This window comes from Microcystis sp. M53598_WE2 (assembly GCF_030067735.1).
In the GTDB taxonomy this organism is placed as follows: domain Bacteria; phylum Cyanobacteriota; class Cyanobacteriia; order Cyanobacteriales; family Microcystaceae; genus Microcystis; species Microcystis aeruginosa.
The window spans coordinates 1-2,211 of the sequence record NZ_JASJFE010000834.1; the positions used below are offsets into that span (position 1 = coordinate 1).

2 protein-coding genes are annotated in these 2,211 nt (G+C 44.3%); one reads left to right on the forward strand and one right to left on the reverse strand.

Annotation, left to right across the window (positions count from 1 at the left end; genetic code table 11):
- Positions 1-89: 89 nt before the first annotated feature.
- Complete coding sequence (locus PX636_RS16895) at positions 90-1,373, reverse strand: TldD/PmbA family protein (protein ID WP_012267149.1); 1,284 nt, start codon at positions 1,371-1,373, stop codon at positions 90-92.
- 208 nt (positions 1,374-1,581) lie between these two features.
- Here PX636_RS16895 and PX636_RS16900 point away from each other — a divergent pair.
- The coding region (locus PX636_RS16900) for a Uma2 family endonuclease (RefSeq protein WP_288117959.1) at positions 1,582-2,211 on the forward strand (630 nt) is incomplete at its 3' end.

Consider the following 2,211-nt stretch of genomic DNA (forward strand, 5'->3'; position numbering starts at 1 on the left):
AAAAATTAACCCCAAAAAGTAGGCTGAGTTAATCTCAGTGAACTGATAACTGATAACTGATAACTGATAACTGATAACTGATAACTGATTTAACCCACCACCGATAAACTATCAACGATTAGCGAGGGAGTATAACAGGAGCCATTCCATTGATTATCGGCCCCCAGAGCGATTAAATTCTGCAAAGCTGTATAAACATTTCCCGTCACCATTGTATCTTTAACTCGTCCGGTGATTTTGCCCTTTTCTATGCGATAACCCAGATCGATATTGACAGAAAAATCGCCCGAAATATCCGCCCCATGACCTAAAATTTGGTCGATAACTAGGCCTTCGTCTATTTGCGAGATTAAATCCTCTAAAGTTCCCTCTCCCGGTGCAACGATTAAATTAACCAAATCTGGCAGAGGATAAACGCCTAAACTAGGACGAAAACCGTTTCCCGTCGGAGGAGTTTTTAATAATCTTGCCGTGGTAAGATCGCTATAGAATTCCTTAACTCTACCTCCCTCAATTAAAGATAAAAATTTAGTGGGAGTTCCCTCATCATCAAAGGGACAACTATAGGGTTCTCGCTGGGGTTGTTGGGATAAAGTCAACTTTTCTGACATCACCAATTGACCGATTTTATCACTCCAGGGCGAAGACTTTTCTAAGATCTGTTTCCCATTTAAAGCCATCGCCACCGTACCCCATAACAGGGTAACTGCATTAGCGGTCAATAAAATTGGTAATTTCCCCGTGGGACTATCCACATTATTGGCTGCCCATTGTAGTCGCTGCAATAACTGTTTAATTACCGTTTCGGGATGAGGAGTACTGCGAGTATATTCTCCATCATAAACCGCTAGAAAATCCTCCCCCCGTACCCATTCAATCCCCAGATAATAACTCAAAGCTGTATCGGTATATTGACAATATAAACCCTGAGAATTAACTAAACGGGTGATTTCCCGTTCACATTCCCATTCACCACTACAAATAACCTCAGGATAAACTTGGCGAATATGGCCAATCATTTGATTACCCATCTCGATTAAAGATTCTACCGCCACATCTTGCCCAATCGGGTCATAAATTGCCTGTCGTGGTGCCGAAAATTCGATTTCTTCTGGGGCATTGAGATAGGATAAATTTAACGCCGTTTCTACTAAAATTTCCGGTTCCACATCACCATAACCCACCGCTAACCCCGGACAACCCTCGCGCCATAATCTCAAGGCAGTTCCCACGGATTCGGAACTTTCTAACTGTTTGAGACGATTAGCCTCAAAAAAAACGGGATGGGAAAGGGAGGAAGATTGATAAACTTCGGCTGCCACCGCTCCCGATTTGAGAGCTAGTTCGATGAGTTGTTGCGGATCGATCGTCATGGTGATAGTTTTTGAGATAATAGCTATCTGATTATCTCAGGCCCCGGCACTTCGGCGCAAACGCTGCTAATAAGACTGCGGCGAGTTAAAAAATTTTTGCTTATTCATCAATATTTTTGAGCAAAGATGATCAAGTTGGCAATGAAGTTATCATAGAATCGATCGAGAGTCAAAAACATGGATACTCCCACCTAGAGAGGCCGAAAAAATGACGATTGCCAAAAGCGACGAAACTGCCACCTCTCCGGCACTGATAGAAGAAGATTTCGAGGACTTCTGGGAACCCCCCCCACCCCCCACAGACTTAATTTTTGATGATGGTGAACCCTTGGAAAGCAACCGACACCGCATTGCCATGAATGTGCTGATTCGCTCCCTACAGGAAGGTTACGGTGAGCGAGACGACTTCTACACGGGTGGCAATATGTTTATTTATTTCAGCCGCGAACAGGCGAAAAATCGCGATTTTCGCGGGCCTGATTTCTTCGCTGTCCTCAATGTCGATGGCAGCAGAGAGCGACAGGGTTGGGTAATTTGGGAAGAAGAGGGACGTTATCCTGACGTTATCGTGGAATTAACCTCTCCTAGTACCGCGAGAACCGATAAAGTGCGAAAAAAAGCCATTTATGAGCGAACCTTCCGCACGCCAGATTATTTCATCTACGATCCTTTTGATGCCAATTCTTTACAAGGATGGCATTTAGGAGCAGACCAACGCTACCATTCTTTAGAACGAAACGAGCGCGGCTGGTTATGGTGCGAAACCTTAGGCTATTGGTTGGGAACTTGGGAGGGGACTATTGACCGAGAAACGGCAATTTGGGCGAGATTTTATGAC

Bases quoted from the DNA above. Each gene is read 5' to 3' on its own strand.
- PX636_RS16895 (WP_012267149.1), bottom strand. From the start codon at position 1,373: ATGACGATCGATCCGCAACAACTCATCGAACTAGCTCTCAAATCGGGA.